The following is a 21,780-nucleotide window of genomic DNA, read 5'->3' on the forward strand; positions in this document are numbered from 1 at the left end:
TCACAGGCAAGCGGTATGACAGAAGATCGGCCCCGTCCGAGGATCATCACGAACCCCCGCCCCGACGACTCGGGGCGAGCCGGAACGCGACCTGCCCGCCATCCGGCGGGAGCCGCGCTCCGCAAGGTCCGTTTCCTCAGGACCCAACAGTGTGCTGCAGACCAGCCCCGACCCCCTGACGACCCCGTTCCCACTCCCATCCCCTCGAAAGAGGCGGGCGGTACTGGCGGCCCGGCGACCCGGACTGCTGACTAGCCAGTGCTCCACTAATGAGCGCGCCGTGTGCAGAACACTCGCCTGCAGTCACGGCATGGACCAGAACCGCTTGCGCAGGCCCTGGCCGGTGCTCCTTAGAAAGGAGGTGATCCAGCCGCACCTTCCGGTACGGCTACCTTGTTACGACTTCGTCCCAATCGCCAGCCCCACCTTCGACCGCTCCCCCCCACAAGTGGGTTGGGCCACGGGCTTCGGGTGTTGCCGACTTTCGTGACGTGACGGGCGGTGTGTACAAGGCCCGGGAACGTATTCACCGCAGCGTTGCTGATCTGCGATTACTAGCGACTCCGACTTCATGGGGTCGAGTTGCAGACCCCAATCCGAACTGAGACCGGCTTTTAGGGATTCGCTCCACCTCACGGTATCGCAACCCTCTGTACCGGCCATTGTAGCATGTTTGCAGCCCAAGACATAAGGGGCATGATGACTTGACGTCATCCCCACCTTCCTCCGAGTTGACCCCGGCAGTCTCCCATGAGTCCCCACCACCCCCGAAGGAGCGTGCTGGCAACATGGAACAAGGGTTGCGCTCGTTGCGGGACTTAACCCAACATCTCACGACACGAGCTGACGACAGCCATGCACCACCTGTCACCCGGTCCGAAGAGGGCCCTATCTCTAGAGCTTTCCGGGCGATGTCAAGCCTTGGTAAGGTTCTTCGCGTTGCGTCGAATTAAGCAACATGCTCCGCCGCTTGTGCGGGCCCCCGTCAATTCCTTTGAGTTTTAGCCTTGCGGCCGTACTCCCCAGGCGGGGCGCTTAATGCGTTAGCTACGGCGCGGAAACCGTGGAAGGCCCCCACACCTAGCGCCCAACGTTTACAGCGTGGACTACCAGGGTATCTAATCCTGTTCGCTCCCCACGCTTTCGCTCCTCAGCGTCAGGTAAGGCCCAGCAAGCCGCCTTCGCCACCGGTGTTCCTCCTGATATCTGCGCATTTCACCGCTACACCAGGAATTCCGCTTGCCCCTACCTACCTCTAGCCAGCCCGTATCGAATGCAGACCTGGAGTTAAGCCCCAAGCTTTCACATCCGACGCGACAAGCCACCTACGAGCTCTTTACGCCCAATAATTCCGGACAACGCTTGCGCCCTACGTATTACCGCGGCTGCTGGCACGTAGTTAGCCGGCGCTTCTTCTGCAGGTACACGTCAACTTCGTCCCTGCTGAAAGAGGTTTACAACCCGAAGGCCGTCATCCCCCACGCGGCGTCGCTGCGTCAGGCTTTCGCCCATTGCGCAATATTCCCCACTGCTGCCTCCCGTAGGAGTCTGGGCCGTGTCTCAGTCCCAGTGTGGCCGGTCGCCCTCTCAGGCCGGCTACCCGTCGTCGCCTTGGTGAGCCACTACCTCACCAACAAGCTGATAGGCCGCGAGTCCATCCCCGACCGAAAAAACTTTCCACCCGCAGGCCATGCGGCCGCGGGTCGTATCCGGTATTAGACCCAGTTTCCCGGGCTTATCCCAGAGTCAGGGGCAGGTTACTCACGTGTTACTCACCCGTTCGCCGCTCGAGTACCCCGAAGGGCCTTTCCGCTCGACTTGCATGTGTTAAGCACGCCGCCAGCGTTCGTCCTGAGCCAGGATCAAACTCTCCAAACAATGTCTGAACAGTTCCCATCCCGGCTGAAAGCATCCATGATGGATGATCCAACCAAAGGAATCCGTCCTCCCGACCCTCAGGGGTTCGGGTGGGACGGGGTTGTGCATCATGCACTGGCTTTTAGCACACTGTTGAGTTCTCAAGAAACGGACGCGTTCTCCGTCCGAGCGGACCGTGAGGCCACTCTCGCGGGGCGTTCCACTTCGTTGCGTTCCTATCTTACCGTATCGTCCGTTTCGTGTCAATCCGACCCGATTCGTCCGATCCCGGTCCGACCGGAACCACCCCGTTTCCGAGGCAACCCCTCTAACTTACCTCGACATCCCGTTCGTGTCCACTCGCGCGGCCACGTCCGATTTGCGGAGGTTTTGAGAGAGGAGAGGTGCAGGGGCTCGCCCTGCAAGAAGAAACCTTAGCAGCCTCTGCGGCTGACGTGACCAACTTCCCGGTAACAGGTGGGTCTTCCCAGCGCCAGAAGACTCCAAACACGAGGACGCGGGGTCAACAACCCCCCGCGTCCTCGTCTCATGCCGGTTCAGCGTCCCGGCCCCACCCTCCCGATTCAGCCGACGGGCAGCGCGGCCAGCTGAGCGGTGAGCCGGGCGATGTCCTGGTCGGCCTGAGCCGCACGGGCCCGGACCTTGCTCACCACGTCATCCGGCGCCTTCGACATGAACTGCTCGTTCCCCAGCTTCGCGGCCACCTGCGCCGCCTCCTTGCGCGCCGCCGCGAGATCCTTCTCCAGCCGCTTGCGCTCGGCGGCCACGTCGATGGCCCCTGCGGTGTCGATCTCCACGGCGATACCGCTCACGTCGAGACGCGCGGTCGCCGCGAAGGACTCCGACGGCTCGTCCAGCCGGAGCAGCGAACGGATCGCGCTCTCGTGGGTGGCCAGAGCCGTACCGGCGAGGGACAACCGCGCCGCCACCCGCTGGCCGGGCTTGAGCCCCTGGTCCGAGCGGAACCTGCGGACCTCGGTGACCAGGTTCTGAACCGCGAGGATCTCCCCCTCCGCCGAGGGGTCGCGCAGGGACTCCTCGGCCGTGGGCCAGGGTGCGACCACGAGGGACGGCCCTCCGGTCAGCGCCCTCCACAGTTCCTCGGTGACGAACGGCACCAGCGGATGGAGCAACCGCAGCAGAGCGTCGAGGACATGCCCCAGGACCAGCCGGGTGTGTTCCTGGCCCGCCGCGATCTGGATCTTGGCGAGCTCCACGTACCAGTCGCAGACCTCGTCCCAGGCGAAGTGGTAGAGCAGGTCGGAGGCCTTGGCGAACTCGAACTCCTCGAAGGCGGCGTCCACGGACGCCGTGACCTCCTGGAGACGGGAGAGGATCCACCGGTCCGCCGCGGTGAGCTCCGTCACGGGAAGCTCTCCGACCGCGGCGCCGTTCATCAGGGCGAACCGGGTCGCGTTCCAGATCTTGTTGCAGAAGTTGCGGGAACCTCCCGCCCACTCCTCGCTGATCGCCACATCGGAGCCCGGGTTGGCGCCGCGCAGCAACGTGAAGCGGGTCGCGTCGGCGCCGAAACGCTCCACCCAGTCCATCGGGTCCACGACGTTCCCGAACGACTTGGACATCTTCTTGCCGAACTGGTCGCGGACCATGCCGTGCAGCGCGACGGTCTGGAACGGCGGCCGGCCGTCCATCGCGTACAGGCCGAACATCATCATCCGGGCGACCCAGAAGAACAGGATGTCGTAACCCGTCACCAGGACCGAGGTCGGGTAGAACTTCTCCAGCTCGGGCGTCCGGTCGGGCCAGCCGAGGGTCGAGAACGGCCAGAGCCCCGAGGAGAACCAGGTGTCCAGGACGTCGGGGTCCTGGACGTAGCCCTCGGGCGCCTCCTCGTCCGGGCCCACGCAGACGACCTCTCCGGCCGGGCCGTACCAGACGGGGATGCGGTGGCCCCACCACAGCTGCCGTGAGATGCACCAGTCGTGCATGTCGTCGACCCAGTCGAAGTAGCGCTTGGCGAGCTCCGGCGGATGGATCTTCGTCCGGCCGTCCCGGACCGCGTCGCCCGCGGCCCTGGCCAGCGGCGAGACGTCGACGAACCACTGCAGCGAGAGGCGGGGCTCGACCACCGTCTTGCAGCGCGAGCAGTGGCCGACCGAGTGCAGGTAGGGCCGCTTCTCGGCGACGATCCGGCCCTGCTCCCGCAGTGCGGCGACCACGGCCGGCCGGGCCTCGAAGCGGTCGAGGCCCTCGAACGGACCGTGCGCGGTGATCACTCCGCGCTCGTCCATGACCGTCATCGACGGGAGCGAGTGCCGCCGGCCGATCTCGAAGTCGTTCGGGTCGTGGGCCGGGGTGACCTTGACCGCACCGGTGCCGAAGGCGGGATCGACGTGCTCGTCCGCCACGACCGGGATGCGGCGGCCGGTCAGCGGGAGCTCCACCTCGCGGCCGACCAGGTGGGCGTAGCGCTCGTCGGACGGGTGGACGGCCACGGCGGTGTCCCCGAGCAGCGTCTCGGCCCTCGTGGTGGCGACCACGATGGAGTCGTCACCCTCGCCGTACCGGATCGAGACGAGCTCTCCTTCGTCCTCGCTGTGCTCGACCTCGATGTCCGACAGGGCGGTGAGGCAGCGCGGGCACCAGTTGATGATGCGCTCGGCGCGGTAGATGAGCCCGTCGTCGAAGAGTTTCTTGAAGATCGTCTGGACCGCGCGGGAGAGCCCGGGGTCCATGGTGAAGCGCTCACGGGACCAGTCGACGCCGTCGCCGAGCTTCTTCATCTGGCCGAGGATCCGGCCGCCGGACTCCTCCTTCCACTGCCAGACCCGCTCGACGAACGCCTCACGGCCGAGGTCGTGCCGGGACAGGCCGTCCTTGGCGATCTCGCGCTCGACCACGTTCTGGGTGGCGATGCCCGCGTGGTCCATGCCCGGCATCCAGAGCGTCTCCTTGCCCGCCATGCGGGCCCGGCGGGTCAGCGCGTCCTGGATCGAATGGTCCAGCGCGTGCCCCATGTGCAGGACACCGGTCACGTTCGGCGGCGGAAGGACGATGGTGTACGGCTCGCGCTCACTGCTCGGATCCGCGGTGAAGTATCCCTCCGCTACCCAGCGCTCGTAGCTCCGGGTCTCCACATCGGCGGGTGTGTACTGGGTGGGCAGCTCTGGAGTCGTCACGGTGCCCAATTCTAAGGACGTCCGGACAGCCGTCGTCCCATCGCCCGGTGAGTCGCGGACGCGCGGACGGCTCACGCCCGTCTGTCCGGCGGCGTCCGGCCGGCTTCTCCCGTCCATGGACCTCTTCTCACCCGGTCCCGGACGCGACGGCGCCCCCGCGGTGATCCGCAGGGGCGCCGTCGTACGGGATCGGGTCGGGTGCCGGGGCTAGGCCGACTTCTCGCGCGGGGCCCGCTGCTTGCTGAGCTGGTCGCGCGGGACGAGCGTCGGGTTGACGTGCTCGAGCACCGACTCCCGGGTGATGACGACACGGGCCACGTCCTCGCGGGACGGCACCTCGTACATCACCGAGAGGAGGACCTCCTCCAGGATGGCCCGCAGGCCGCGCGCGCCGGTGCCGCGCAGGATCGCCTGGTCGGCGATGGCCTCGAGGGCGTCCTGGGTGAACTCCAGCTCGACGTTGTCGAGCTCGAAGAGGCGGCGGTACTGCTTCACGAGGGCGTTGCGCGGCTCGGTGAGGATCTGGATGAGCGCCTCGCGGTCGAGGTTGTGCACGCTCGTGATGACCGGGAGACGGCCCACGAACTCGGGGATCATGCCGAACTTCAGCAGGTCCTCGGGCATCACGTCGCCGAAGATGTCGGAGGAGTCGATGTCCTCCTTGGAACGGATGATGGCGTTGAAGCCGATGCCCTTCTTGCCGATCCGGGACTCGATGATCTGCTCGAGGCCGGCGAAGGCCCCACCGCAGATGAACAGCACGTTGGTGGTGTCGATCTGGATGAACTCCTGGTGCGGGTGCTTGCGTCCGCCCTGCGGCGGCACGCTCGCGGTGGTGCCCTCCAGGATCTTCAGCAGCGCCTGCTGCACGCCCTCGCCCGAGACGTCGCGGGTGATCGACGGGTTCTCGCTCTTGCGGGCGATCTTGTCGACCTCGTCGATGTAGATGATGCCGGTCTCGGCCTTCTTGACGTCGTAGTCGGCGGCCTGGATCAGCTTGAGCAGGATGTTCTCGACGTCCTCGCCCACGTAGCCCGCCTCGGTCAGCGCGGTGGCGTCGGCGATGGCGAACGGGACGTTCAGCATCTTCGCCAGCGTCTGGGCGAGCAGTGTCTTGCCGGAACCGGTCGGGCCCAGGAGCAGGATGTTCGACTTGGCCAACTCGAGACCGTCGTCACGACCGCGCTCGCCGGACTGCACCCGCTTGTAGTGGTTGTAGACCGCCACCGAGAGGGCCTTCTTCGCCTTGTCCTGACCGATGACATAGGCGTCGAGGAACTCGTAGATCTCTCTCGGCTTGGGCAGACTGTCCCACTTGAGCTCGGAGGACTCGCTGAGCTCCTCCTCGATGATCTCGTTGCAGAGATCGATGCACTCATCGCAGATGTATACGCCGGGCCCGGCGATGAGCTTCTTGACTTGCTTCTGGCTCTTCCCGCAGAAAGAGCACTTCAGCAGGTCTCCCCCGTCGCCGATGCGTGCCACCCCAGATACTCCTTTGCGTGGGACCGCCTGGCTGCCGCGGTCCGGTTCTTTCGAGACCGGTCGGAACCCGGTACGAAAAGTCATCCCGCTTAGGTTTCGACGTTACCGCCTTCTGAGCCCTCAGTGAGCCCTCTGACGGCGAGTCGCACCGGAAGGTGCCCAATTGGGCACCGTTCCGATGCAATCTACCTCCTCAGGAGGCGACAGCCTTGGCGAGCTTCTTGCGTGACGGGATGATGTCGTCGATCAGCCCGTACGCCTTGGCTTCCTCCGCGTTCAGGATCTTGTCGCGCTCGATGTCCTTGCGGATCTCCTCGGCGCCCTTGCCCGAGTGACGCGCCACCAGGGTCTCCAGGAGCGCGCGCATCCGCAGGATCTCGCGCGCCTGGATCTCGATGTCGCTGCCCTGCCCGCCGCCCTCGGTGGAGGGCTGGTGGATGAGCATCCGGGCGTTCGGCAGGGCGAACCGCTTGCCCGCCGTACCGCCGGCCAGCAGGACCGCGGCGGCCGAGGCCGCCTGGCCCAGACAGACCGTCTGGATGTCCGGCCGGACGAACTGCATCGTGTCGTAGATCGCCGTCATGGCGGTGAACGACCCGCCCGGCGAGTTGATGTAGATGCTGATGTCACGGTCGGGGTCGAGCGACTCCAGCGTCAGCAACTGCGCCATGACGTCGTTGGCGGACGCGTCGTCGATCTGCACGCCGAGGAAGATGATGCGATCCTCGAACAGCTTATTGTACGGGTTCATCTCCTTCACGCCGTACGACGTGCGCTCGACGAAGGAGGGGAGAACGTAGCGGCCGTTGATGTCTCCCGGCCGGATCAACTCACTCACGTTGTGTCCCTTCAGGAGACTGCGCCCTCGGAGGGCACCTGGCGGGCGCTCCGGACGACGTTGTCGATGAAGCCGTAGTCCTTGGCCTCCTCGGCCGTGAACCAGCGGTCGCGGTCGGAGTCGGCCTCGATCTGCGCCAGGTCCTGGCCCGTGTGGAACGCGATGCGCTCCGCGAGGGTCTTCTTGACGTAGAGCATCTGCTCCGCCTGGATGGCGATGTCGGCGGCGGTGCCGCCGATGCCGCCCGAAGGCTGGTGCATCATGATGCGTGCGTGCGGCAGGGCGTAGCGCTTGCCCCGCGCGCCGGCGCAGAGGAGGAACTGGCCCATGGAGGCGGCCAGACCCATCGCGACCGTGCACACGTCGTTCGGCACGTATTCCATCATGTCGTAAATCGCCATGCCGGCGGTCACCGACCCGCCAGGCGAGTTGATGTAGAGCCAGATGTCCCGCTCGGAGTCATCCGCTGCCAGGAGAAGCAGCTCGGCACAGATTCGGTTGGCGATCTCGTCGTTGACCTGGGTGCCCAGCACGATGATGCGCTCACGCAGCAGCCGCTGGTAGAGCTGGTCTTCGAGCCTGAACGAGCCGGTCGGCTGGCTCATCGACTCGGGCCCGGAGGCGGTCGGCTGGTAGAAGGTCGGCGGGCTGGTCACAGCGTCACCTTCCGATGCGTCGTAATCGATTGGCTTTGCTTGTGACCTTAACGCGCGGCGCCTACCGGACATGCCCCCTCCACGTGCTGTTCGCCGACAGCGCATGATGAGCCCCCGGCCGTCCCGGTGCCCGCCCGGAGGTTCCGCCGCGTCAGGAGGGACCCGCAGGCGCCGGTGGAGGGCGTTCCGGGCCCCCGGGAAGCGGCCCGTCCGCTGGTCCGCCCGCGGCTCCGGGAACCGGGCGCCCCCGGAAACCGGAACGGCGCCCCCGCCGTGCGAACACGGTGGAGGCGCCGCGGGTGTTCCGGCGGAGCGTTTGCCTACTCCTCGGTCTTCTCCTCGGCGGGCTCCTCGATGGGCTCCTCGCCGTTGATCTCGGTGTAGATGGCCTTGAGGTCCACCTCGTTGCCTGCCTCGTCGACGACCTTGGCGGCGTCCCCGATGACGCTCTTGGCCTTGTCGCGGACGATCTCGACCATGGCCAGGGTGAGCTGGTCGTTGTCGGCCAGGTGCTGGGCCAGCACGTTCGGGGCGACGTTCATCTGCATGGCGCGCCGCACCACGAAGTTGGTCAGCTCCTGCTCGCTGACACCGAGCTCCTCCGCCTTGACGATCTTGTCGAGGACGAAGCCGGTCTTGAGCGCCTTGGCGGAGTTCGCCTCGAGCTCGGCGTGGCGCTCCTCCTCGGTGGTCTGGTAGAGGCGGAAGTAGGCGTCCTTGCTCAGGCCGCTCTCCGCGATCTGGTGCTCGAGGTTGTGCTTGCGGTTGTCGAGCTCGGCCTTGAGCGCGCTCTCCGGGAGCGGAATGTCGATCTTGTCGAGGAGGGCGTCGAGCGCGTTCTCCCGCGCCTGCACGACCTGGTCGATGAGCTTGTTGCGGCGGATCTGCTCGCGGAGGCTGTCCTTGAGCTCGTCGAGGGTGTCGAACTCGCTGGCCAGCTGGGCGAACTCGTCGTCGAGCTCGGGGAGGACCTTCTCCTTGACGCTCTTGACGGTGATGGTCACCACGGCCTCCTCGCCGGCGTTCTCGCCGCCGACCAGGTTGGTGGTGAACTCCTTGACGTCACCGGCGGACATGCCGGCCAGCGCGTCGTCCAGGCCCTGCAGCACCGAGCCGGCGCCGACCTCGTAGGAGACGTCGTTGGCCTGCTGCTCCTCGATGTTCACGCCGTCGATGGCGGCGGCGAGGTCCATGACGACGAAGTCGCCGTTCGCGGCGGGACGCTCGACCCCGGTCAGCGTGGCGAAGCGCTGCCGCAGGCCGTCCAGCTGGGTGTCGACGTCCTCGTCGGACACCTCGGCGACGGGGACGGTGACCTCGAGGCCCTGGTAGTCGGGCACCTCGAAGTTCGGGCGGATGTCCACCTCGGCGGTGAACTCGACCTGCTCGCCGTCCTCGATCTTGGTGACCTCGATCTCCGGCTGGCTGACCGGGAAGATGTCGCTCTCGTCGACCGCCTGGCCGTACAGCTTCGGCACCGCGTCGTTGAGGGTCTCCTCCAGCACCACCGCGCGGCCGAAGCGCTGCTCGATGATGCGGGCCGGAACCTTGCCGGGGCGGAAGCCGGGAACGCGCACCTGCTGCGCGACCTTCTTGTAAGCCGCCTGCATGCTCTCGCCGAGCTCCTCGAACGGCACCTCGACAGTGAGCTTGACCCGGGTCGGGCTGAGCTCCTCGACAGCGGTCTTCACGGGGTGGTCTCCTTGATCAAGCTTCGAGTGATCGCGGGCGCGCGCCAATTCGTACGGCTATCGCGGCAAGCTCGCGCGCCGCGCCCACATGAGCGGCGCAGGGCACAGCCTCAGGAGATGCGGTTCGGGGCATGCTCCACTGCGGCGGGTGTCCAGCGCCACAGGCCAGTCTAGGGCAGACCCGTACCCCTCAGCGAACGGCGCGGGTCAGATCTCCTTGATGATGCGCCGGAGGATGTCGACGGTCTCACCGGGCGTGGTGCTCACCGCGCACAGGCGCTCCATGACCTCGCTGTAGCGGTCCACCTCCTCGGGCTTGTCGAGGTAGAGCGCGCTGGCGAGCTGCTCGACGTAGACGACGTCGGGAAGCTCGCTGTCGTGGAAGCGCAGCACGCTGAAGGCGCCGCCCTCCGCGCTGTGCCCGCCGAAGCTGAACGGCATCACCTGAATCGTGATGTTCGGCTGGCGCATCAGGTCCATCAGGTGCTCCAGCTGCGCCCGCATCACCTCGGCGCCGCCGATGGGGCGCCGCAGCGCCGCCTCGTCGATGACCGCCCAGAAGAACGGGCCGTCGGACCGCTCCAGCACCCGCTGGCGTTCGAGGCGCAGGTCCACCCGGCGCGCGATCTCCTCGGGCGCGATGCCGGCGCCTCCGGCGGTGATGATCGCTCTGGCGTACTCCTTGGTCTGGAGCAGGCCGGGCACGAACTGCACCTCGTAGGTGCGGATGCGGGCCGCCGCCTCCTCGAGGCCGACGTACGTCTGGAACCAGTTGGGGAGCAGGTCGTTGAAGCGGTGCCACCAGCCGGGCTCGTTCGCCCGGGACAGGAGGTCCATGACGGCCGCCCGCGCCTCCTCGTCCTCCACCCCGTAGAAGGTGAGCAGGTCCGCGACGTCGCGCTCCCGCAGCCCGACCCGCCCGAGCTCCATCCTGCTGATCTTGGATTCGGAGCCCCGGATCAGGTGGCCGGCCTCCTCCCGCGTGAGCCCTCTGGTCTCGCGCAGACGGCGCAGCTGGGAACCCAGGAGGATGCGCAGAGCTGTGGGACCCGATCCCTGCTGGGTCTGCGTCACTTCGCCTCCCTATTCACTTGGGCCAGCGCACACAGTGTCACCACTTCCGGCCGTTATGACAAGGCCTTGGGCGTGCGCCCTATTAGTCAGCCTTGTACCTTAAACGCACATGCCGCTGCACGCTGCAACTGCACGTGCATTTGGGTCTTGCAGGACCCGCCCGCGTGACTCATGATGGCTTGGTGCATATTGGGCTTATAGTGCACAAGCTTTGAAAACTCTCAACCGGCACGGAGAGCTCACGATGACAGCGGGAGGTACCGGCAGGATGGTGGAGGAGCCACGATCGGCTGCCGCCTGCCTGCAGGCGACTCGTGAGATCGGCTTCGATGAGCTGCTCGCGGCCGACCGCTCGGACTCGGCGGCCTGCCCGCTCCCCCGTCAGGCCGACTCCGTGAAGACCGCCCGGGACGTGACCCGCTCCACGCTGGACGACTGGGGGCTGTCCGAGCTCAGCGACGACGCCGCGTTAGTGGTTTCGGAACTCGTCACCAACGCCGTTCGCTACGCTCTGTGCCCGTCCGATCGGTCCGAGGCGCCGATCACCCTGATGCTGCTGCGGCTCTCGCCCCACGTGCTCCTCGCCGTGGCCGACCCCAGCGACACCCCGCCCGTCCCGAAGGAGCCGGACTTCGTCTCCGAGAACGGCCGCGGGCTCTACATCGTGGAGACCTACAGCCGCTACTGGGGCTGGGACCACCTCTCCCGCGGCGGCAAGGCCGTCTGGGCGCTCTTCAGCGGCACCGCCTGACGCCGGCCGCACGGCCCGGAGGAAAGAAGAACCCCGGAGGAGACGGGAACCGGGCGCCGGTCGGAACCGGCGCCCGGTCGATGTCGGGGTGACAGGATTTGAACCTGCGGCCCCCTGCTCCCAAAGCAGGTGCGCTACCAAGCTGCGCCACACCCCGGCGGTCGGGTACGCGCACGGTCCGGATCTCCGGTACGATTACGCCCTGACGACCGGATGAAGTCTAGACCAGACCAACACCGGATCGCGCGGACGTAGCTCAATGGTAGAGCCCCAGTCTTCCAAACTGGCTACGCGGGTTCGATTCCCGTCGTCCGCTCTCACGAAGAAGGGCCAGGTCACCGGGTAACCGGAGACCTGGCCCTTCTTCTTTCCGGCGAATTCTCCGATCTCTCACACCGGCCCGCCCGGATCTCTCACACCGGCCCGCCCGCCCGCCGGCCGGTCAGCCGCTCGCCGGACCGCTCAGCCACTGCTTGAAGCGGAGGTCCTCGACGAACGCGGTGTCCGGGACCTCCTCCACCGGATGGGCCTCGACCGTCTCCTCGGGCGGCACCCTCTCGGGGAGCCGCCTCCAGTCCTTCTCTGTCTCCACGGCTCCAGCGTACGTCCGCGGCGGGCGCCGTACCGGGGGAAGAAGAGGCGCGGTGCGTCCTCGAAGGACAAAAGGGAAACGCGTGGACCACGGCGGGTGAGGTGAACGACACTGAGAGCAGCGACCCCTGGAGGCGAACCGTGTCCGAGGCCACCCGAGTGCTGCTCGACGAGTCCCGCATCCCGCGCAACTGGTACAACATCCTGGCCGATCTCCCGGCCCCTCCCCCGCCGCCCCTGCACCCCGGCACGCGGCAGCCGGTCGGTCCCGACGACCTGGCCCCGCTCTTCCCGGCGGAGCTGATCGGCCAGGAGGTCTGCACCGACCGCTTCGTCCCCATCCCGGACGGCGTCCGCGACGTCTACCGGCTCTGGCGGCCGACGCCGCTGATCCGCGCCCGGCGGCTCGAACGCTCGCTCGGCACCCCGGCCCGGATCTACTACAAGTACGAGGGCGGCTCCCCGTCCGGCTCCCACAAGCCCAACACCGCCGTCCCCCAGGCGTACTACAACGCCCGCGAGGGGGTCCGCCGGCTCACCACCGAGACCGGCGCCGGGCAGTGGGGCTCGTCCCTGGCGTTCGCCTGCGCGCAGTACGGCCTCGACTGCGAGGTCTGGATGGTCCGCGCCTCCTACGACCAGAAGCCGCACCGCCGGTCCCTCATGCGGGTGTACGGCGCGACCGTGCACGCGAGCCCGTCACCGGAGACCGTCTCGGGCAGCAAGATCCTGGCCGAGGACCCGGACTCCCCCGGCAGCCTGGGCATCGCGATCAGCGAGGCCGTCGAGGTGGCCGCGGCCGCCGCCGACACCCGGTACGCCCTGGGCAGCGTGCTCAACCACGTGCTGCTCCACCAGACGGTCATCGGCGAGGAGGCGATCGAGCAGCTGGCGGCGTTCGGCGAGGTGCCCGACCTGATCGTCGGCTGCACCGGCGGCGGTTCCAACTTCGCCGGGCTCGTCTTCCCGTTCCTGAGGGAGAAGCTGGCCGGGCGGATGGACCCGGTGATCCGCGCGGTGGAGCCCGAAGCCTGCCCGTCGCTGACCCGGGGCGTCTACGCCTACGACTTCGGTGACGCCGCGGGGCTCACCCCGCTGCTGAAGATGCACACGCTCGGCCACGGCTTCGTGCCCGACCCGATCCACGCGGGCGGGCTGCGCTACCACGGCATGTCCCCGCTGATCTCGCACCTGTACGAACTGGGCCTGTTCGAGGCGGTGGCCAAGGGGCAGACCGAGTGCTTCGAGGCGGGCCTGCGCTTCGCCAGGACCGAGGGGATCGTCCCCGCCCCCGAGCCGACGCACGCGCTGGCCGAGACCGTCGCCGAGGCGCTGCGCTGCCGGGAGACCGGCGAACCGAAGGTCATCCTGACCGCGCTGTGCGGGCACGGGCACTTCGACCTGAACGCCTACGACCGCCACCTGGCGGGGGAGATGGAGGACTTCGCGCTGCCGCAGGAGCGCATCGACACCGCGCTGGAGGAGCTGCCCGTCACCTGAGAGCGGCGACCGGCCGCGCCTTCCGGCGCGTCCCCGGACCCGGACGAGACATCCGGCGGTTTCTCAGGTAAACATGAGACTCCATCGTAGATCATTCTTTACGCTTGACCCGAGCCGGAGTCAAGCACACGGGAGGGACGTGTGACGGAGAGCGACCAGGTCCGGGTGCCGTTCAAGTCCTTCCTGCACGCGATCTCCATCGAGAACGTGCCCGGCACCGGTGGTGCCTTCGTTCCCGAGCCGCGGTGGGACGAATGAGCACCGACGCCCCGGCGGAGCGGGCCGACCACCGCTTCGTGACCAAGACCCCCGCGACGGGCGAGGTCCGGATGGGCAGCCCGGCCTCCGTGCACGAGCGCTTCTCGCTGCTCAACGCCGCCAGCAAGCGCATCGGCACCACCCTGGACATGTTCGAGACGGGCCGGGAGCTGATGGAGGTCGCCGTGCCGCGCTTCGCCGACGCGGCCGGCATCCTGGTGCAGGACCGGCTCGTCACCGACGGCGAGTTCCCGCACCGCAGCACCGACGGCTCGGCGCTGGTCCGGCGTCTCGCGGTCGGCGTGGCGTCCGCCGTCCCCGGGGAGTACGCCCGGGCCTTCCCGGTGGACGAGGTCACCGTCTACGACGCCTGGACGCCGTACGCCAAGGTGATGGCCACCGGCAACCCGATCCTGTACCCCCGGCTGGGCGCCCGCACCGCGCGGGAGATCGGCCGCGCCTGGAAGCGCGACGAGGTGACCAGGGTGCTGGAGGACAGCTCCTTCCTGGTGGTTCCGTTGAAGGCGCGCGGCCGGGTGCTGGGCTTCGTCGTCTACACCCGCCGGCCGGACAGCGACCCCTTCGACGAGCAGGACGTCGCGCTCGGCGAGGAACTCGCGGCCAGGACCGCGATCTGCCTGGACAACGCCCGGCTCTACGGCCACGAGCGCCGGACCGCGCTGACCCTGCAGAGCAGTCTGCTCCCCTCCGACCTCTACCAGCCCCTCGGCCTGTCCATCGCCTCCCGCTACCTGCCGGCGAGCGACCTGGCGAGCGTCGGCGGCGACTGGTACGACGTGATCCCGCTGCCGGGGTGCCGGGTCGCCCTGGTGGTCGGCGACGTGATGGGGCACGGCACCCGGGCCGCCGCCACGATGGGCCAGCTCCGGGTGGCGGCCCGCACGCTGGCCAGCCTCGACCTGAGCCCCGGCGAGGTGCTGTTCCGGCTCAACCGGATGAGCCAGGACCTGGACGGCAGCCAGATCGCGACGTGCGTCTACGCCACCTACGATCCGGTCACCCGGCTCTGCACGATCGCCCGCGCCGGGCACGTGCCGCCGGTCCTGGCGCACCCGGACGGCACGACGGAGATCGTCGAGGTGCCCGCGGGCCTCCCGCTCGGCATCGGCAACGACCCGGTCGAGACCGCCTCGCTCACCCTGCCGCACGGCTCCGTGCTCGCCCTCTACACCGACGGCCTGGTGGAGAGCCGCGACCGCGACATCGACGAGGGCATCGGCGCGCTGCGGCAGTTGCTCTCCGGCCGGGGCGAGGAGCTGGGCAAGGACCTGGAGGAGGTCTGCGACCTCACGATCGGCGCCCAGCGGCCGGGACACGAACGCGACGACATCGCGCTCCTGCTGGCCCGGGTGCGCGAGCTGTCCGAGAACGAGGTCGCCGTGCTCGCGCTCCCGCCGGACACCCGTTCGGCGGCGAAGGCGCGCGGCTTCGTCCGCGCCACGCTCTCCGAGTGGGGGCTGGATTCCGTCTCCGACGGCACCGAGCTCATGGTGAGCGAGCTGGTCACCAACGCGGTCCGGCACGGTGCGGGGCCCGTCGGGCTCCGGCTGCTGCGCGGTCCGAGCCTGGTCTGCGAGGTGGCCGACCGCTCGCCCTCGATGCCGGTCATGCGGGAGGCCGCGGGCACCGACGACAGCGGCCGCGGCCTGCAGCTCATCAACTGGATGGCCCACCGCTGGGGGACCCGTCCGACGCCCCAGGGGAAGATCGTCTGGGTGGAGCAGAAGCTGCTCTAACACCGCTCCAGGACACCCGGCGCCGGACGCGGGCCGCGTGACGACCGCGGTACGGCCCCCTGCCCGGGGCCCGGAGCGCCCGTCCGGTCATGCCCGACGGGTGCGCTGACTACTGGCGCTCCACGGGTTACGGTCGAATCGATGATTCGGGAGGGCAGCACATGACCATCGACATCCGGGAGGCCTACCGGCGGGCGCTGGACGACTTCGGCGCCCTCGTCCACCGGATCGCACCCGGGCAGTGGGAGAACCCGACGCCGTGCGCGGGCTGGGACGTCCGTACCCTGGTCAACCACGTGGTGAGCGAGAGCCTGTGCGTGCCCGAGCTGTTCGCCGGGCGGAGCGCCGCGGAGATCGGCGGCGCCTTCGACGGCGACCTGCTCGGCGACGACCCGCTGAAAGCCTTCGACGCCTCGGCCGCCGCCGCCGTCCAGGCGACGGGTGAGGGCGGTTCCCTGACGGCCGTCGTCCGGCTCTCGTTCGGCGACGTGCCCGGCGCGGAGTACATCACCGAGCTGTTCGCCGACGCGCTCATCCACACCTGGGACCTGGCCCGGGCGATCGGTGCGGACGAGCGGCTCGACCCCGAGCTGGTCGAGGCCTGCGCGGCCTGGTTCGCCGACGCCGGGGACGACTACCGGCAGGCGGGCGTCATGGGCGATCCGCACCCGGTGCCCGCGGGCACCGGCCTGCAGGCCAGGCTGCTCGCCGCCTGGGGCCGCGCCGGCTGAGACCGCGCCGTGCCCGGAGACGGCTCCGGCGGAGGCCCCGGCCCGGGAACAGACCGACGGAGGCTCCGGTCCCGGCCCGGGACGCTGCGGCTCCGCGGGCCCCGTGCGGTGCCTCCGGTGGGAGCGCAGCGCCCGGCGGAGGCACCGGGTCCGTGACGGGGCACCGGGTGCGGTGCGCTACCGCGCCGCGGGCCGCTTGCCGTGGTTGGCCTTCCGCTTCTTCCTCGCCCGCGCCTTGCGCGCCCGTCTGGCCATGTGCGACCGCCTCCGTCCGTGGATCCGGGTCCGGCCTCCACCGTCCCCCGGGAACGCGCGCCGTACAAGGCCCAAGTCGCAGGCCGTCCGGCGGCCGCCCTTAGAGTCCGGGCATGAGCTCTCACCTGATGGCCCGCTGGCGCGCCCTGACCGGCCCCGGAGCCGACCGGCTCGGTGCGGACCTGATCGCCCGGTACGGCGAGCCGCACCGCAGATACCACACCACCGCCCATCTGGAGGCGGTGCTCGACCACGTCGACGCGCTGGCCGGGCATGCCGGAGACCCCGACCTGGTACGGCTCGCGGCCTGGTTCCACGACGCCGTCTACGATCCGCAGCGCGGCGACAACGAGGAGCGCAGCGCCCGGATGGCTGAGCGGGCCCTGCCCGAGCTGGGGCTGCCGGCCCCGGCGGTCGCCGCGGTGGCCCGCCTGGTCAGGCTCACCGTCACCCACGCCCCCGAGCCCGGGGACGCGGACGGGGCCGTGCTGTGCGACGCCGACCTGGCGATCCTGGCCGCGCCCCCCGAGGTCTACGCCGCCTACGCGGCGGCCGTGCGCGAGGAGTACGCCTTCGTCCCGGACGAGGCGTTCCGGACCGGGCGGGCGGCCGTGCTGCGCTCCCTGCTGGACCTTCCGGCGATCTTCCACAGCGCGGGCGCCTCGGTGTGGGAGATCGCCGCCCGGGAGAACATGCAGGGGGAAATCGCCCGCTTGTGAGGATTATCCAGCACAAACACACATCTTCCCTGCATCGCGATGTGGTAATTTGATGGAAGTTGTTTGATTAAGGAGTGGGTCAATGCTCGCCCAACAGCGGCAGCAGGCGATTCTGGAGCGGGTGCGCAGCAGCGGCGGCGTCCGCGTCGCCGATCTCGTCCGGGAGCTCGGCGTGTCCGACATGACGATCCGCCGGGACCTGGAGGTCCTCGCCGAGCGCGGCCTGCTGGAGAAGGTCCACGGCGGGGCCACCGCCGCCGGCCCCGGATCGACCGAGGAGCCCGGGTTCGCCGCCAAGTCGGCCCGCCAGCAGCCGGAGAAGGAGGCGATCGCCCGGCAGGCGGCCCGGCTCGTCCGGCCCGGCACCGCCATCGCGCTCTCCGCGGGCACCACGACCTGGACGCTGGCCCACTTCGTCACCGACGTCCCCGAGCTGACGGTCATCACCAACTCGATCCGGATCGCCGACGTCTTCCACCGCTCGCCCCGCGCCGACCGCACGGTCGTGCTGACCGGTGGCGTGCGCACCCCCTCCGACGCGCTGGTCGGACCGGTCGCGGTCGCCGCGATCCGCGGGCTGCACGTGGACACCCTCTTCCTCGGGGTGCACGGCATGAGCTCCCGCGCCGGGTTCACCACGCCCAACCTCCTGGAGGCCGAGACCGACCGCGAACTGGTCGCCTCCGCGCACCGCCTGGTCGTGCCCGCCGATCACACCAAGTGGGGCACGGTCGGGATCAGCACCATCGCCCGCCTGTCCGAGGCGCACGTCGTCATCAGCGACCCCGGACTGCCCCAGGAGGCCCGCGAGGAGATCTCCGCCCAGACGGGCGAGCTCGTCATCGCCGAACCGGAGCAGGACAGGCAGGTGGCGGGCCGGTGAAGCGCACCCTCACCCACCTGGCCGACGGCCGGGAGCTGTTCTACTTCGACCGGTACGACGACGCGGACCGCGGCGCCGTCGACGAGCGCGAGCTGCCGCCCCGCCCGGCTCCCTCGGAGCTGCGCTACGACCCGCTGACCGAGGAGTGGATCGCGATCGCGGGGCACCGGCAGAGCCGGACCTTCCTGCCCCCCGCCGACCGGTGCCCGCTCTGCCCGTCGGCCCCCGGCCGCCTCTCCGAGATCCCCGCCTCCTCCTACGACGTCGTCGTCTTCGAGAACCGCTTCCCCTCGTTCTCCACTCCCCCCGGCACCCACGATGATCCCGGCGGCCACGCCGGGGCGGGCGTGATCGGCGGGACCCGCCCGGGTCTGGGCCGCTGCGAGGTGGTCTGCTTCACCTCCGACCACGACTCGTCCTTCTCCTCGCTCTCCCCCGCACAGGTCGAGCTGGTCATGGAGGCCTGGATCGACCGCACTGCGGAGCTGTCCGCGATCCCCGGAGTGGAGCAGGTGTTCTGCTTCGAGAACCGGGGAGCGGAGATCGGCATCACCCTGGCCCACCCGCACGGCCAGATCTACGCCTACCCCTACGTCACCCCGCGCACGAAGCTGACCCTGCGGGCCGCCGAGCGCCACCGGGAGCGGACCGGCGGCAACCTGTTCGCCGACGTCCTGGCCGCCGAACGGGAGGCCGGGGTGCGGGTGGTCGCCGCCAACGAGCACTGGACGGCGTTCGTCCCGGCCGCGGCCCGCTGGCCGTTCGAGGTGCACGTCTACCCCCACCGGCGGGTCGCCGACCTGAGCGGGCTGGACCGGGCCGAGCGCGCGGCGTTCGGCCCGCTCTACACCGGCGTGCTGCGCCGGCTGGACGGGCTGTTCGGCGTGCCCATGCCGTACGTCGCGGCCTGGCACCAGGCGCCGGTCAACGTCGGGCGGGACCTGTCGTACGCGCACCTGGAGCTGTTCAGCATCCGCCGGGCGCCGGACAAGCTGAAGTACCTCGCCGGGTCGGAGGCCGCGATGGGGGCTTTCGTGAACGACGTCCCGCCCGAGGAGGCGGCCCGTCTCCTGCGCACGGCGATCACGGATTGATCACTGCATGGTCTCGGCTTGGAGTCGCATGACCATCTCATTACCACTACTATCCTTCAGTCATCGGCTTCAACAGCAGATATGCCTAATCCCGGGCGCCTCGCCCGGGAGCCGGGGAACCACCGCATCTGGGGTGAACCACATCAGTGGAAGGGCTTCCTCCAGCCCGAACCCGTCAGCTAACCCGGCCGGCTGAAGGAGAGGAGAGTTCGTGGCGGCTGCGTCGCCCGCGTCGTCTGCGTCACCTGCATCGCCGATGTCCCCCACGTTCCGTCACCGCGTGGCCGCGGCCGTCTGCCTGGTCTCGGCGCTCGGCCTCACCCTCGGCGTCCCCGCCGCGGGCCTCGCGGAGCCCAAGCCCACCGAGGCGGAGCTCCGCAAGGACCTGAAGAGGCTCGGCAAGAAGGTCGACGGGCTCATCGAGGCCTACGCGGCCAAGCGGGAGTCCGTGCGCAAGGCGGAGAAGGCGGAGAGCGTCGCCAAGGACAACCTCCGCAAGGCGGAGAAGACCTACCAGGAGGCCAAGCAGGAGGTCGACTCGATCGCCCAGCTCCGCTACCAGAGCAACTCCGGCGACCTGCCCGTGCTGCTGTTCTCCGGTGAGGGCGACATGGCCGCCGCCGCCGTGATGGAGCAGCTCGTCGCCCAGCAGTCCGCCTACCTGGAGGGCTTCGCCGTCAGCAGGGACCGCAGGAAGCAGGCCGCGGAGCGGGCCGCCCGGCTCACCGAGGACCTCCGCGAGGAGGCCGAGGAGGTCGAGGACCGGCGCGAGGAGGCCGAGAAGGTGATCCGCGACATCAAGCGGAAGCTGGACCAGCTGGTCCCTCTCGGCTCCGGCCGCCGCGCGGACGGCAGCTGGGTGCCCCAGCTGCCCAACGGCCCCGACAACATCACCGACCGCACCCGGAACATGCGCGACGTCGTCAAGCGGCGCTTCGAGTTGACCCACACGGTCGGCTGCTACCGGAGCATGAACGACGGAGGCGAACACCCCCTGGGCCGTGCCTGCGACTTCATGATGAGCACCGGTGGGGCGATGCCCTCGGCCGCCGGCCTCAGGCTCGGCGACGAGATCGCCGCCTGGGTCCTGAAGAACAGGGGCAAGCTCGGCGTCAAGTACGTGATCTGGCGCCAGCGCATCAACCACGGCTCCGGCTGGCGCTTCATGTCCGACCGCGGCGGCAACACCGCCAACCACTACGACCACGTGCACATCTCGATGCTCTGACCCGCCGCCCCCGGCCGGACAGGACTTCCAGCCGGGGACAAAACGGTATGACAGTGGTCGGGCGTGCGGGCAGGATGAGGACCCATGACTGACAAACGGGTCAATCCCCCCTTCATCGCCGATGAGACGTCCATGCTGCACAGCTGGCTGGACTGGCACCGCGAGACCCTCGCCGTCAAGTGCGCCGGCCTGACCGAGGAGCAACTGCGGCTGCGCGCCGCCGCGCCGTCCGCGCTCTCGCTGCTGGGCCTGGTCCGGCACCTGGCCGAGGTGGAGCGCTACTGGTTCCGCGAGATCCTGATGGGCGAGGACGTGCCCGACCTCTTCTGCACCCGGGAGGACCCCGACGGGGACTTCGACAACGTGGAGACCGCCTCGGCCGAGGAGGCGTTCGCCCACTGGCGGACCGCGATCGAGGACGCCCGGCGCCTCGCCGCCGGGCTGCCGCTGGAGACCGCGGGCAAGACCCTGCGCAGGGGCGAGGAGGTCTCACTCCGCTGGATCCTGGTCCACATGATCGAGGAGTACGCCCGGCACAACGGCCACGCCGACATCATCCGCGAGCACATCGACGGCGTCACGGGCGAGTAGCCGCGCCCCGGGCCGGGTCTGCGGTCCCGCCGTCCGGGACCGTGCCGGACCGGGTGCCGGGAGGGGGCGCCACCGGATCACCGGGCGCCGGGACCGTACCGGACGCCACCGGCGTGTCGGTCCCGCCGCCCTCCAGCGCCCCGCCGCCCTCCAGCGCCTCGGCGATCAGGCGGTCGAGGGCGGCCGAATCCGCCGGACGGGCCGTGGCCGCCTCGGCGAACCGGGTGAGCAGCCGGGCGAACGCCTCCCGGTCCGCCCGGTCCCAGCCGGCCATCAGGCCGTCGAGGTAGGCCCTCCGGTAGCGGACCACCGCCTCCAGGACCCTGCGTCCGGGCGCGCTCAGCACCAGCCGGGCCCGCCTGGCGTCGACCTCGGACTCCTCACGGGTCACCAGGCCCGCGCCGATCGCGTCGTTGACCAGCCTGCTCGCCGTGGACGGGTCGACGTCGAGCTGCTCGGCGACGGCCCCCACGGTCACCTCGGCGACGTCCAGGCTCAGCTTGTGCACGGCGTGCACGACCATCACGTTGGACATCTGCACCGGCCGCTGCGGATCGGCGGCCTTGCGCGCGCGCAGCGGCCGCGACCATATCCGGCGCAACCGGAACAGCGCCACGTCGATCACCGCTCCGGGCGTCCCGTCCTCCACGGCCCCACCCT

18 protein-coding genes, 2 tRNA genes, 1 rRNA gene and 1 riboswitch are annotated in these 21,780 nt (G+C 69.3%); of the genes, 10 read left to right on the plus strand and 11 right to left on the minus strand.

What is annotated here, in order from left to right:
* Nucleotides 1-354 precede the first annotated feature (354 nt).
* The 7 genes from HS048_RS29275 to HS048_RS29305 all read right to left on the minus strand — a co-directional run bounded on the left by HS048_RS29275 (nucleotide 355) and on the right by HS048_RS29305 (nucleotide 10,762).
* Nucleotides 355-1,878 (minus strand): 16S ribosomal RNA (locus tag HS048_RS29275).
* 563 nt (nucleotides 1,879-2,441) lie between these two features.
* Nucleotides 2,442-5,027, minus strand: coding sequence for a valine--tRNA ligase (locus HS048_RS29280; protein ID WP_196469282.1), 2,586 nt, complete (start codon nucleotides 5,025-5,027; stop codon nucleotides 2,442-2,444).
* A gap of 198 nt (nucleotides 5,028-5,225) precedes the next feature.
* Nucleotides 5,226-6,503: an ATP-dependent Clp protease ATP-binding subunit ClpX gene (gene clpX, locus HS048_RS29285; protein WP_068903694.1), complete on the minus strand. Its 1,278-nt coding sequence runs from the start codon at nucleotides 6,501-6,503 to the stop codon at nucleotides 5,226-5,228.
* Between the two features lie 193 nt (nucleotides 6,504-6,696).
* Complete coding sequence (locus HS048_RS29290) at nucleotides 6,697-7,341, minus strand: ATP-dependent Clp protease proteolytic subunit (protein WP_068903692.1); 645 nt, start codon at nucleotides 7,339-7,341, stop codon at nucleotides 6,697-6,699.
* Nucleotides 7,342-7,352: 11 nt separating this feature from the next.
* Nucleotides 7,353-7,997, minus strand: coding sequence for a ClpP family protease (locus tag HS048_RS29295; RefSeq protein ID WP_153054624.1), 645 nt, complete (start codon nucleotides 7,995-7,997; stop codon nucleotides 7,353-7,355).
* 320 nt (nucleotides 7,998-8,317) lie between these two features.
* A complete protein-coding gene (gene tig, locus HS048_RS29300) occupies nucleotides 8,318-9,688 on the minus strand; it encodes a trigger factor (protein WP_196469283.1) in 1,371 nt (456 codons plus the stop codon).
* Nucleotides 9,689-9,895: 207 nt separating this feature from the next.
* A complete protein-coding gene (locus HS048_RS29305; RefSeq protein WP_196469284.1) occupies nucleotides 9,896-10,762 on the minus strand; it encodes a helix-turn-helix transcriptional regulator in 867 nt (288 codons plus the stop codon).
* A gap of 244 nt (nucleotides 10,763-11,006) precedes the next feature.
* Here HS048_RS29305 and HS048_RS29310 point away from each other — a divergent pair, with 244 nt between their 5' ends.
* Entirely contained in the window at nucleotides 11,007-11,513 is a 507-nt protein-coding gene (locus HS048_RS29310; RefSeq protein WP_230881921.1) for an ATP-binding protein, read from the plus strand.
* 83 nt (nucleotides 11,514-11,596) lie between these two features.
* Here the strand turns inward: HS048_RS29310 and HS048_RS29315 are convergent.
* Nucleotides 11,597-11,670: transfer RNA gene (locus HS048_RS29315), tRNA-Pro, on the minus strand.
* An 88-nt stretch (nucleotides 11,671-11,758) separates the two neighbouring features.
* Between HS048_RS29315 and HS048_RS29320 the strand changes: the two genes are divergently transcribed.
* Nucleotides 11,759-11,829: transfer RNA gene (locus HS048_RS29320), tRNA-Gly, on the plus strand.
* A gap of 126 nt (nucleotides 11,830-11,955) precedes the next feature.
* Here HS048_RS29320 and HS048_RS29325 read toward each other — a convergent pair.
* The gene (locus HS048_RS29325; RefSeq protein WP_157237511.1) at nucleotides 11,956-12,105 is read right to left on the minus strand and encodes a hypothetical protein; all 150 of its coding nucleotides are present in this window, start codon (nucleotides 12,103-12,105) and stop codon (nucleotides 11,956-11,958) included.
* Between the two features lie 140 nt (nucleotides 12,106-12,245).
* On the opposite strand from HS048_RS29325, the gene HS048_RS29330 reads away from it, so the two are divergent.
* From HS048_RS29330 to HS048_RS29340, 3 genes are all read left to right on the plus strand, one after another.
* Nucleotides 12,246-13,604 carry a TrpB-like pyridoxal phosphate-dependent enzyme gene (locus tag HS048_RS29330; protein ID WP_068903686.1) on the plus strand — a complete coding sequence of 453 codons (1,359 nt, stop codon included), beginning with the start codon at nucleotides 12,246-12,248 and terminating at the stop codon, nucleotides 13,602-13,604.
* Nucleotides 13,605-13,858: 254 nt separating this feature from the next.
* Nucleotides 13,859-15,619, plus strand: a complete 1,761-nt coding sequence (locus HS048_RS29335) for a SpoIIE family protein phosphatase (protein ID WP_068903685.1) — start codon at nucleotides 13,859-13,861, stop codon at nucleotides 15,617-15,619.
* A gap of 161 nt (nucleotides 15,620-15,780) precedes the next feature.
* Nucleotides 15,781-16,350, plus strand: a complete 570-nt coding sequence (locus HS048_RS29340; protein ID WP_068903683.1) for a TIGR03086 family metal-binding protein — start codon at nucleotides 15,781-15,783, stop codon at nucleotides 16,348-16,350.
* Nucleotides 16,351-16,527: 177 nt separating this feature from the next.
* Here the strand turns inward: HS048_RS29340 and HS048_RS39205 are convergent, their stop codons facing one another.
* Nucleotides 16,528-16,605, minus strand: coding sequence for a 50S ribosomal protein bL37 (locus tag HS048_RS39205; protein WP_373293985.1), 78 nt, complete (start codon nucleotides 16,603-16,605; stop codon nucleotides 16,528-16,530).
* Between the two features lie 113 nt (nucleotides 16,606-16,718).
* On the opposite strand from HS048_RS39205, the gene HS048_RS29345 reads away from it, so the two are divergent.
* The 5 genes from HS048_RS29345 (at nucleotide 16,719) to HS048_RS29365 (ending at nucleotide 21,120) form a co-directional block, all read left to right on the plus strand.
* The gene (locus HS048_RS29345; RefSeq protein ID WP_196469285.1) at nucleotides 16,719-17,324 is read left to right on the plus strand and encodes an HD domain-containing protein; all 606 of its coding nucleotides are present in this window, start codon (nucleotides 16,719-16,721) and stop codon (nucleotides 17,322-17,324) included.
* Between the two features lie 82 nt (nucleotides 17,325-17,406).
* Nucleotides 17,407-18,207 carry a DeoR/GlpR family DNA-binding transcription regulator gene (locus HS048_RS29350; RefSeq protein WP_068903679.1) on the plus strand — a complete coding sequence of 267 codons (801 nt, stop codon included), beginning with the start codon at nucleotides 17,407-17,409 and terminating at the stop codon, nucleotides 18,205-18,207.
* Entirely contained in the window at nucleotides 18,204-19,301 is a 1,098-nt protein-coding gene (gene galT / locus HS048_RS29355) for a galactose-1-phosphate uridylyltransferase (RefSeq protein ID WP_196469286.1), read from the plus strand. The genes HS048_RS29350 and galT overlap by 4 nt, the downstream gene beginning before the upstream one ends.
* Before the next feature lie 72 nt (nucleotides 19,302-19,373).
* Nucleotides 19,374-19,509: riboswitch (cyclic di-AMP (ydaO/yuaA leader) on the plus strand.
* A 72-nt stretch (nucleotides 19,510-19,581) separates the two neighbouring features.
* Nucleotides 19,582-20,529 (plus strand): hypothetical protein, encoded by a 948-nt coding sequence (locus HS048_RS29360; protein WP_231647633.1) that lies wholly within the window; start codon nucleotides 19,582-19,584, stop codon nucleotides 20,527-20,529.
* Between the two features lie 84 nt (nucleotides 20,530-20,613).
* Nucleotides 20,614-21,120 (plus strand): DinB family protein, encoded by a 507-nt coding sequence (locus HS048_RS29365; protein ID WP_196469287.1) that lies wholly within the window; start codon nucleotides 20,614-20,616, stop codon nucleotides 21,118-21,120.
* Here the strand turns inward: HS048_RS29365 and HS048_RS29370 are convergent.
* Nucleotides 21,107-21,769, minus strand: a complete 663-nt coding sequence (locus HS048_RS29370) for a MarR family winged helix-turn-helix transcriptional regulator (protein ID WP_196469288.1) — start codon at nucleotides 21,767-21,769, stop codon at nucleotides 21,107-21,109. The two genes, HS048_RS29365 and HS048_RS29370, sit on opposite strands and share 14 nt — an antisense overlap.
* Nucleotides 21,770-21,780: the final 11 nt, after the last annotated feature.

This window comes from Planomonospora sp. ID91781 (assembly GCF_015711595.1).
GTDB lineage: Bacteria > Actinomycetota > Actinomycetes > Streptosporangiales > Streptosporangiaceae > Planomonospora > Planomonospora parontospora.